Raw genomic sequence first — 8,894 nt, 5'->3', positions numbered from 1 at the left:
CTGTCCACGAGGTAGCGGCCGACCCGCTGTCCGGCGCCCGCCTGGGCGACCGCGTCCCACCAGCCGTCGCGGTGCAGCGCGCCGCCCCGGGTGAGCAGGACGTCGATACCCGGGGTGGCCGGGCTCTCGGCGTGCACCACCTTGCCGTCGGCGAGGTAGAGGGTGCCGCGGTCCCGCATCAGGGCGCCGGTGGCCCGTTCGGCGGCGAGGCGCTGGAGCATGGGCGAGAGCGCGGCGGCGGGGGAGGGCGCGGGGGCGGTCGTTCTCATGTCAGGACCAGCCGCTCGGCCATCTCGCCCAGCCGTATCCGGGCCAGGGCCAGATTGCCCTCCGAGCGGTCCAGCCACAGGTGGAGGAAGACGCTGCTGTCGAAGTCCGTCTCGACGAACCGGAGGATGTGGTACCCGGCCCGGGTGGTGACGATGACGTCCTCGACCGGGGACGCCGTTCCCGTAACACCCGTACCGTCGGCGGTGGTTGGCGGCTGCGGTAAGCCGAGGGCGAAGGCGGGCTGCTCGGCCGCCATCCGTGCCACCTCGGCCGTCTCGGCGGCGGTGGCCTCGTGATCGCCGTTGGGCGAGTCACCGATGGCGCCGAGAGCGAGACCGCTCGTCCAGTCGACCACGGCGGCACCACGGGCACCGGGCAGTCTCATGGCGTCGAGCAGGCACTCGTCGATTCCGGGCACGCGGACTCCCCTCCGACGCTGCGTGCGGCTGTGACCCTGAGGTTACGCAACGTGCTCACGCCTGGTGGAGGTTCTGGCATTTTCCACAGGTACATGCAGGTGGCGGTGGGAAAATGCCCCGCCGCGCACCGGAGGGGAGCCGTCCGGGCGCCGTCCGGGACCGGGGCGCGCCGCCCTGTTGACTGGAGCTATTCAGCCGATCAAGATGTGAATAGAAAATTCACAGTCGCGAGGAGGCATTGCCATGTCAGGACCCCGCCCCGTACGGGCACCGCGCGGTACCGACCTGAGCGCCCTGGGATGGCAGCAGGAAGCCGCGCTGCGGATGCTGCAGAACAACCTGGACCCCGAGGTCGCCGAGCACCCCGACAAGCTCGTCGTCTACGGCGGCACCGGCAAGGCGGCCCGCGACTGGCGCTCGTTCGACGCGATGGTGCGCACGCTGCAGACGCTCAAGCAGGACGAGACGATGCTCGTCCAGTCCGGGCGGCCGGTCGGCGTCATGCAGACGCACGAGTGGGCCCCGCGGGTCCTGATCGCCAACTCCAACCTCGTCGGCGACTGGGCGAACTGGGAGGAGTTCCGCCGCCTGGAGGCGCTCGGGCTCACCATGTACGGCCAGATGACCGCCGGATCGTGGATCTACATCGGCACCCAGGGCATCCTGCAGGGCACGTACGAGACGTTCGCCGCCGTCGCCGCGAAGAAGTTCGGCGGGACGCTGGCCGGGACGATCACGCTGACCGCCGGGCTCGGCGGCATGGGCGGCGCCCAGCCGCTCGCCGTGACGATGAACGACGGCGTCGCGATCTGTATCGACTGCGACCCGCGCGCCATCGAGCGCCGTATCGAGCACCGCTTCCTGGACGTGCGCGCCGATTCCCTGGAGCACGCGCTCCAGCTCGCGGTCGAGGCGCGGGACGCGCGCAGGCCGCTCTCCATCGGCCTGCTCGGCAACGCCGCGGAGCTGCTGCCGCGGATGCTCGCCGAGGGCGCCCCGGTCGACATCGTCACCGACCAGACCAGCGCGCACGACCCGCTCGCCTATCTGCCGCTCGGGGTCGACTTCGACGACATGGCCGACTACGCCACCGAGAAGCCCGCCGACTTCACCCTGCGCGCCCGTGAGTCGATGGCGAAGCACGTCGAGGCGATGGTCGGCTTCATGGACGCGGGCGCCGAGGTCTTCGACTACGGCAACTCGATCCGCGGCGAGGCCCAGCTCGCGGGCTACGGCCGGGCCTTCGACTTCCCGGGCTTCGTGCCCGCGTACATCCGGCCGCTCTTCTGCGAGGGCAAGGGCCCGTTCCGCTGGGCTGCCCTGTCCGGCGAGGCGTCCGACATCCACAAGACCGACAAGGCGATGCTCGAACTCTTCCCGGAGAACGAGTCGCTGCACCGCTGGATCAAGATGGCCGGCGAGCGCGTCCAGTTCCAGGGGCTGCCCGCCCGCATCTGCTGGCTCGGCTACGGCGAACGGGACCGGGCCGGCGAGCGGTTCAACGACATGGTGGCGAGCGGTGAGCTGGCCGCGCCGCTGGCCATCGGGCGCGACCACCTGGACTGCGGATCCGTGGCCTCCCCGTACCGGGAGACCGAGGCCATGCTCGACGGGTCCGACGCGATCGCCGACTGGCCGCTGCTGAACGCGATGGTCAACGTGGCGTCGGGGGCGTCCTGGGTCTCCATCCACCACGGCGGCGGCGTGGGCATGGGGCGCTCCATCCACGCGGGCCAGGTGACGGTGGCCGACGGTACGAAGCTGGCCGGCGAGAAGATCCGCCGGGTGCTGACGAACGACCCGGGCATGGGCGTCATCCGGCACGTGGACGCGGGGTACGACATCGCGGAGTCGGTCGCCTCCGACAAGGGTGTGCGGGTGCCGATGCGGGAGGACGGGGCGTGACGGCGCCGGGCGGACACCGGCCGGCCCTGTCCTTCCAGGAGATGTGGCGGGAGCTCGCTCCCATCGGACGGCACCCGGACAGCGGCGGCTACCGCCGCTACGCCTGGACCTCCGCCGACACCGACTGCCGTACGTGGTTCCGGGCGCAGGCCGAGGCGCGCGGGCTGGCTCTGGAGACCGACCGCAACGGCAACCAGTGGGCCTGGCTCGGCGACCCCCTGGCCGGGGACGCCGTCGTCACCGGGTCGCACCTCGACTCGGTGCCGGACGGCGGCGCCTTCGACGGGCCGCTCGGGGTCGTCTCCTCCTTCGCCGCGCTCGATGAACTCCGCCGCAGGGGGGTGGAGTTCACCAGACCGCTGGCCATCACCAACTTCGGCGACGAGGAAGGCGCCCGCTTCGGCCTCGCCTGCGTCGGCTCGCGGCTCGCCGCCGGGCAGCTGACCGTCGAGGCCGCGCACCGGCTGCGGGACGGGGACGGTGTCACGCTCCCGCAGGCCATGGCGGCGGCCGGGTACGACCCCGACGCCATCGGGCCCGACCCCGAACGGCTCGCCCGCATCGGCGCGTTCGTCGAGCTCCACGTCGAGCAGGGCCGCGCCCTCGACCTCACCGGCGACCCCGTCGGCATCGCCTCCGCGATCTGGCCGCACGGACGCTGGCGGTTCGACTTCCGGGGCGAGGCCAACCACGCGGGCACCACCCGGCTCGCCGACCGGCGCGACCCGATGCTCACGTACGCCGAGACGGTGCTGGCCGCCCGCCGGGAGGCGGAGCTGGCCGGCGCCCTCGCCACCTTCGGCAAGATCGCCGTCGAGCCGAACGGCGTCAACGCCATCCCCTCCCTCGTGCGTGGCTGGCTCGACTCCCGGGCTGCCGACCAGGACACCCTGGACACCGTCGTCACCGGGATCGAGCGGGCCGCCCGGGAACACGCCGAACGGGCCGGGATCGATCTCGACGTCGTGCGGGAGTCCTTCACGCCCGTCGTGGAGTTCCAGCACGCCCTGCGCGACGAGCTGGGAATGATCCTGAAGGGTGCCGCCACCCGTGGCGACGGCCGCGCCGCGCCCGTACTCGGCACCGGAGCGGGACACGATGCGGGTATTTTGTCCGCTTCGGCCCCTACCGCCATGCTGTTCGTCCGGAACCCCACCGGGATCTCGCACTCGCCGGCCGAGCACGCCGCCGAGGACGACTGCGTGGCCGGGGTGATCGCACTCGCCGATGTACTGGAAGGTCTCGCGTGCCGATGACAACGGAGCCGACGGGCAGGCCGACAGCCGAGCCCGCGACGGAGCCCGCAACGGAGCCGACGGGCAGGCCCGGCACCGTGACGTACTGGCTCTCCCATGCCTGGCTCGGCACCCATGTCGAACCGGGGGTCGTCCTTGAGGTGTCCGGCGGGCTGATCACCGGGGTGCGGACCGGAGCCGGCTCCCCGCCGCCCGGCGCCACCGTGCTGCGCGGGCTCACCCTGCCCGGTCTCGCCAACACCCACTCGCACGCCTTCCACCGCGCCCTGCGCTCCACCGTCCAGGTCGGCTCCGGCACCTTCTGGACCTGGCGCGAGACCATGTACCAGGTCGCGGCCCGGCTCACCCCCGACACGTACTACGAACTGGCCCGTGCGGTTTACGCCGAGATGGCGCTGGCCGGCATCACCGCGGTCGGCGAATTCCACTATCTGCACCACGCGCCCGGCGGCACCCCGTACGACGACCCGAACGCGATGGGCGCGGCACTGATCGCGGCCGCGCGCGATGCCGGCATCCGGATCACACTGCTGGACACCGCCTATCTCGCCGCCGGGTTCGGCAGCCGGCCCTCGCAGTATCTGAAGCCCGACCGGCACCAGATGCGCTTCTCCGACACCACCGCCGAGGCCTGGGCCGAGCGTGCCTCCCTCCTCAAGGGCGACGAACACGCCCTGATCGGCGCCGCCGTCCACTCCGTGCGCGCCGTGCCCGCCGCGCAGCTCGCCACCGTCGCGGCATGGGCGCAGGAGAGGCAGGCGCCGCTCCATGTCCACCTCTCCGAGCAGACCGCGGAGAACGACGCCTGCCTCGCCGCCCACGGCTGCACCCCCACCCGGCTCCTCGCCGACCACGGGGTACTCGGCCCGCGCACCACCGGCGTCCACAACACCCATCTCACCGATGAGGACATCGCGCTGATCGGCTCCACGGCCACCGGCACCTGCATGTGCCCGACCACCGAACGCGATCTCGCCGACGGCATCGGCCCCGCCGTCGCCCTCCAGCGGGCCGGCTCCCCGCTCTCGCTGGGCAGCGACAGCCACGCGGTGATCGACCTCTTCGAGGAGGCCCGTGCGATGGAGCTCAACGAGCGCCTGCGCACCCGGACCCGCGGCCACTGGACCGCCTCCGCGCTGCTGCGCGCCGCCTCCGCCGACGGGCACGCCGCGCTCGGCCGGCCCGACGCGGGCATCCTCGAACCGGGCGCGCCCGCCGACCTGGCGACCATCGCCCTGGATTCCGTCAGAACAGCGGGGCCGGTACCCAGACTGGCTGCCGAGACAGCCGTATTCGCCGCCTCCGCGGCCGATGTGCGCCATACGGTGGTCGCCGGACGGCACATCGTGCGCGACGGGCATCACGCGCTGGTCGCCGACGTCCCCGCAGCACTCGCGAAGGCCATCGCGGCCCTGCACCGCTGAGCGGCCCCGGGAAGCCGCCCGGCCCCGCGCCCCCGCCGAAGCCGACACGCAAGGAGAGCAGTCCTCCGATGACGACGACCGCCATCACCCACATCGCCGCACTGGTCACCAACGACCCCTCCCTCGGTGACAATTCCCCCCTCGGACTGATCCAGGACGCGGCCGTCGTCATCGAGGGCGACCGGGTCGTCTGGACCGGTGAATCCAGCAAAGCACCCGCCACTGACAACGCCGTCGACGCCGCCGGCCGGGCCGTGATCCCCGGCTTCGTCGACTCCCACTCCCACCTCCTCTTCGCGGGCGACCGCACCCAGGAGTTCAACGCCCGGATGTCCGGCCGGGCCTACACCGCGGGCGGCATCCGCACCACCGTCGCCGCCACCCGCGCCGCCACCGACGAGGAGCTCTCCGCCAACGTCGCCCGCTACCTCGCCGAGGCGCTGCGCCAGGGCACCACGACGTTCGAGACCAAGTCCGGCTACGGCCTCACCGTCCAGGACGAGGCCCGCGCCCTGCGCATCGCCGCCCGCCACACCGACGAGGTCACCTTCCTGGGCGCCCACATCGTCTCGCCGGACTACGCCGACGACCCGGCCGGATACGTCGACCTGGTCACCGGCCCGATGCTGGACGCCTGCGCCCCGTACGCCCGTTGGATCGACGTCTTCTGCGAGAAGGGCGCCTTCGACGGCGACCAGGCCCGCGCCGTCCTCACCGCGGGCCGCGCCAAGGGCCTGCACCCCCGCGTCCACGCCAACCAGCTCGGCCACGGCCCGGGCGTCCAGCTCGCCGTCGAACTCGACGCGGCGTCCGCCGACCACTGCACCCACCTCACCGACGCCGACATCGACGCCCTGGCCCAGTCCGCCACGGTCGCCACGCTGCTCCCCGGCGCCGAGTTCTCCACCCGCGCCACCTGGCCCGACGCCCGCCGCATCCTCGACGCGGGCGCCACCGTCGCGCTCTCCACGGACTGCAACCCGGGCTCCTCGTTCACCTCGTCCATGCCGTTCTGCATCGCACTCGCCGTGCGCGACATGGGCATGACCCCCGACGAGGCCCTCTGGTCCGCCACCGCGGGCGGCGCCGCGGCCCTGCGGCGTACCGACATCGGGCGCATCGGCCCCGGCGCCCGCGCCGACCTGGTCGTCCTGGACGCACCCAGCCATGTCCACCTCGCCTACCGGCCCGGCGTACCGCTGGTGCACGAGGTCTGGCGGCGCGGTGAACGCACCGGCGCCCCGAAGCACGGCTGACGTCACGTCAGCAACGCGGAAGGACCTGCCCTTCGTGGGGGCAGGTCCTTGTGTCCGGCAGTCCTCGCGAGCGCGTTGCGAGGTGCCCGCTCATTCCTCCAGCGTCAGGCCCTTGCGGAGCTTGACCAGGGTGCGGGAGAGCAGCCGTGAGACGTGCATCTGCGAGATGCCGAGCTCCTCGCCGATCTCCGACTGCGTCATGTTGGCGACGAACCGCAGCGAGAGGATGGTCCGGTCGCGGCCGGGCAGCGAGGCGATCAGCGGCTTCAGGGACTCGATGTACTCGATGCCCTCCAGTCCGTGGTCCTCGTAGCCGATCCGGTCGGCCAGCGCGCCGTCGTTCTCGTCCTCCTCGGGCTTGGCGTCCAGCGAGCTCGCGGTGTACGCGTTGCTCGCGGCCATGCCTTCGACGACTTCTTCGTTGCTGATACCCAGGCGGTCGGCGAGCTCGCCCACGGTGGGCGAGCGGTCCAGCTGCTGGGCGAGCTCGTCGCCCGCCTTGGCCAGGTCGAGCCGGAGCTCCTGGAGGCGCCGCGGTACGCGCACGGACCAGCTGGTGTCGCGGAAGAAGCGCTTGATCTCACCGACGATGGTCGGCATCGCGAAGGTCGGGAACTCGACGCCCCGGCTGAGCTCGAAGCGGTCGATCGCCTTGATCAGGCCGATGGTGCCGACCTGGATGATGTCCTCCATCGGTTCGCTGCGGGAGCGGAACCGGGAGGCGGCGAACTTGACCAGGGCCATGTTCAGCTCGACGAGCGTGTTGCGTACGTAGGAGTACCCGTGGGTGCCCTCTTCGAGGGATTCGAGCCGGGCGAAGAGCGTCTTCGAGAGCGCCCTGGCGTCCAGCGGGCCCATTTCGGAGACAGGCGGGATCTCGGGAAGGTCCGCGAGTGCGCCGGTGGTGCTTTCGGTATCGCTGTGGTCACTGCTGGTGGTGCTGTTGCGCGTACCGTCCAGGACGGTCGCGGCAGGGGAGTCTGATTCGGTCAGTCCCTGAGGACATACTGACGTCGCGTCGTGGGTACGCGGTTCGTCGAGCCGGGGTGACATGGTCTCCTCCATCGTTCTCGGCATATGGCTGCCGATGCCCATACGTGTTCCTGCGGTGAAGCGGCGCCTCCAAAGCCGGCCAAGTTTTGAGTGTCCCCCTACCCTTACCCGGTCCGTGCGGCTCGTTACAAGCTCCAATTGCCGCTATATGTCCGGTTTGTTGAGGTCTTCGGCTACCGCGTGGCGCACGGAACGCGTACTGTTTCAAGAACGTCAGCGACAGCTGCAACGCATCTGCACGCACAGTGATGCGGACAGTGACGAACGGTGAAGAGGGACGGGCATGGACCGCGGGACGGTCGGCAGTGCGAACCGGGGACGGCTTCAGGTCGAAGCCCGGACCGTGGGCCGCAGCGAGGTTGTGACGCCGGCGGGCGAGCTTGATCACCACACGGCCGATCTGCTGCGCGAGCCCCTGGAGAGTGCGGTCGAGCAAGGGCGCGCGCGCCTGGTGGTGGACTGCTCGCAACTCGAATTCTGTGATTCCACCGGGCTGAACGTGCTGCTCGGTGCCCGCCTCAAGGCGGAGGCGGCCGGGGGAGGGGTCCATTTGGCCGGAATGCTGCCAGTGGTGGCACGGGTATTCGAGATCACCGGGGCCGAGGCGGTTTTCACCGTTCACGGCTCCCTCGAAGAGGCCCTGGAAGACTGATCGCGGTGCGTTTCACCGCCCCTGAAGCCTCATGTGTTGCGAGTGTCACGCGATCCACATGGGTGAAGTGGGTGTTGTCACGATTCGGCCGGGCAGGAGACACCCCGGCGAGCCCTCGGTGAGCTGCACGCTCCGTATCCGTCCGGTGCCTGTATCAGTGTCCGTATCTGTAGTTCGTATCTGTATCTGTTCGATGGCGACATGGTCAATCGGTGAGGTGAAGCGCTGATGAGCACCACCCGGCAGCATCCGCCGGGCGACCTCGGCCGCGAGCCGGAGGGCGCAGGCGTGGGTGCACACACCGACGCGGACGCACCCGCGGACGCGGGCGTCGGCGCTTCCTCCGACGGGTCCGTCGAGCGGCGGTGGCACACGCTGTCGCTGCGGCAGGTCAGCGGCATCGTGCCGACGGCCCGCGATTTCGCCCGTCAGGCACTCCATGAATGGGGCTGGCTCCCCGCCTCGACCGCCGACCGCCGTGCGGCCGCCGAGGATGTCCTGCTGGTCGTCTCCGAGCTGGTCACCAACGCGTGCCTGCACGCGGAGGGCCCCGAAGAAATCCGTATCGGGTGCACGCCGAAGGCGCTGCGGGTCGAGGTCGTCGACGGCGGCGCGGGACAGCCCGCGCCGCGTACCCCGCACCGGGCCGGCCGGCCCGG

At 71.3% G+C, this 8,894-nt stretch carries 8 protein-coding genes and 1 pseudogene; 6 read left to right on the top strand and 3 right to left on the bottom strand.

What is annotated here, in order from left to right:
* Together J1C73_RS31370 and J1C73_RS31365 are read right to left on the bottom strand one after the other, a co-directional pair.
* A pseudogene (locus J1C73_RS31370) lies at positions 1–269 on the bottom strand (transcriptional regulator); the annotation flags it as partial.
* Positions 266–688, bottom strand: coding sequence for a hypothetical protein (locus J1C73_RS31365; RefSeq protein WP_207319334.1), 423 nt, complete (start codon positions 686–688; stop codon positions 266–268). The gene J1C73_RS31365 and the pseudogene J1C73_RS31370, both read right to left, overlap by 4 nt.
* Positions 689–932: 244 nt before the next feature.
* On the opposite strand from J1C73_RS31365, the gene hutU reads away from it, so the two are divergent.
* The 4 genes from hutU to hutI all read left to right on the top strand — a co-directional run bounded on the left by hutU (position 933) and on the right by hutI (position 6,530).
* Positions 933–2,594 carry a urocanate hydratase gene (gene hutU, locus J1C73_RS31360; protein ID WP_123459728.1) on the top strand — a complete coding sequence of 554 codons (1,662 nt, stop codon included), beginning with the start codon at positions 933–935 and terminating at the stop codon, positions 2,592–2,594.
* A gap of 41 nt (positions 2,595–2,635) precedes the next feature.
* Complete coding sequence (locus tag J1C73_RS31355) at positions 2,636–3,850, top strand: allantoate amidohydrolase (protein ID WP_207319336.1); 1,215 nt, start codon at positions 2,636–2,638, stop codon at positions 3,848–3,850.
* Positions 3,847–5,274: a formimidoylglutamate deiminase gene (locus J1C73_RS31350; protein WP_207319333.1), complete on the top strand. Its 1,428-nt coding sequence runs from the start codon at positions 3,847–3,849 to the stop codon at positions 5,272–5,274. The genes J1C73_RS31355 and J1C73_RS31350 overlap by 4 nt, the downstream gene beginning before the upstream one ends.
* Before the next feature lie 68 nt (positions 5,275–5,342).
* Complete coding sequence (hutI, locus tag J1C73_RS31345; RefSeq protein WP_207319332.1) at positions 5,343–6,530, top strand: imidazolonepropionase; 1,188 nt, start codon at positions 5,343–5,345, stop codon at positions 6,528–6,530.
* A gap of 90 nt (positions 6,531–6,620) precedes the next feature.
* On the opposite strand, the gene J1C73_RS31340 is transcribed toward hutI, so the two are convergent.
* Positions 6,621–7,583 (bottom strand): RNA polymerase sigma factor SigF, encoded by a 963-nt coding sequence (locus tag J1C73_RS31340; protein WP_207319335.1) that lies wholly within the window; start codon positions 7,581–7,583, stop codon positions 6,621–6,623.
* Between the two features lie 283 nt (positions 7,584–7,866).
* Here J1C73_RS31340 and J1C73_RS31335 point away from each other — a divergent pair, with 283 nt between their 5' ends.
* On the top strand, positions 7,867–8,235 hold the full coding sequence (locus J1C73_RS31335) for an STAS domain-containing protein (RefSeq protein WP_123459726.1): 369 nt from the start codon (positions 7,867–7,869) through the stop codon (positions 8,233–8,235).
* 228 nt (positions 8,236–8,463) lie between these two features.
* Positions 8,464–8,894, top strand: a 431-nt coding sequence (locus J1C73_RS31330) for an ATP-binding protein (protein WP_207319331.1), incomplete at its 3' end; no start/stop codon positions are given.

Source organism: Streptomyces laculatispora (assembly GCF_017353455.1).
In the GTDB taxonomy this organism is placed as follows: domain Bacteria; phylum Actinomycetota; class Actinomycetes; order Streptomycetales; family Streptomycetaceae; genus Streptomyces; species Streptomyces laculatispora.
The sequence above is the reverse complement of the archived record's forward strand: the minus strand, read 5'-3'. Positions and strand labels throughout refer to the sequence as shown.

Excerpts from the sequence above, each read along its gene's own strand:
- J1C73_RS31355 (WP_207319336.1), top strand. The coding sequence starts at position 2,636 with ATGTGGCGGGAGCTCGCTCCCATCGGACGGCACCCGGACAGCGGCGGC.
- J1C73_RS31335 (WP_123459726.1), top strand. The coding sequence starts at position 7,867 with ATGGACCGCGGGACGGTCGGCAGTGCGAACCGGGGACGGCTTCAGGTC.
- J1C73_RS31340 (WP_207319335.1), bottom strand. The coding sequence starts at position 7,583 with ATGTCACCCCGGCTCGACGAACCGCGTACCCACGACGCGACGTCAGTA.
- hutU (WP_123459728.1), top strand. The coding sequence starts at position 933 with ATGTCAGGACCCCGCCCCGTACGGGCACCGCGCGGTACCGACCTGAGC.
- hutI (WP_207319332.1), top strand. The coding sequence starts at position 5,343 with ATGACGACGACCGCCATCACCCACATCGCCGCACTGGTCACCAACGAC.
- J1C73_RS31350 (WP_207319333.1), top strand. The coding sequence starts at position 3,847 with ATGACAACGGAGCCGACGGGCAGGCCGACAGCCGAGCCCGCGACGGAG.